Below are 566 nucleotides of genomic sequence, written 5' to 3' on the forward strand. Positions count from 1 at the left end.
AGTTACTCAATTTTGATTGATTACTATTAATATCAGCTTTCCAAATTGTTAAAGAACATTCGATGTTTCCTGCTAAAGCAGTACTTTCATCTTTAGAGTAAAAAACCCTAATCAATGCTTACTGAAACAGTAAATATTCATTAGGATTTCGGGTCCAACGTGACACGTTTTCTACCTTTGTCACCTTCCTTTCTTAAAGCAAGGAAATGGTAGGCTTGGGCAGACTTGAACTGCCGACCTCACCCTTATCAGGGGTGCGCTCTAACCAGCTGAGCTACAAGCCTATTTTTTAAGCCGGTCGGCGTTGTGACCTCACCGCTCTTATTCGAGGGCAGGGCTGCAACCATCCGAGCTACAAGCCTTCAGTACTTCGCTTATTAAAGCTCAGTGTCAAGTAGATGGTGGAGCTAAGCAGGATCGAACTGCTGACCTCCTGAATGCAAATCAGGCGCTCTCCCAGCTGAGCTATAGCCCCATAAACTTGTGTCGTTCTTCATTTTTAAACAAGACTATCTGTGTAGGCACTGCATCAAGTGCGTCTTACGACGTAATGGTAAGGAGGTGAT

The 566-nt window shown here is 43.8% G+C and carries 2 tRNA genes; both read right to left on the reverse strand.

Annotated elements, in window-relative coordinates:
- Positions 1-207: 207 nt before the first annotated feature.
- Positions 208-284 (reverse strand) — tRNA-Ile (locus JC525_RS19795).
- A 115-nt stretch (positions 285-399) separates the two neighbouring features.
- A tRNA-Ala gene (locus JC525_RS19800) sits at positions 400-475 on the reverse strand.
- Positions 476-566 lie beyond the last annotated feature (91 nt).

The sequence above is a fragment of the Alteromonas sp. IB21 genome, assembly GCF_016405965.1.
GTDB lineage: Bacteria > Pseudomonadota > Gammaproteobacteria > Enterobacterales > Alteromonadaceae > Alteromonas.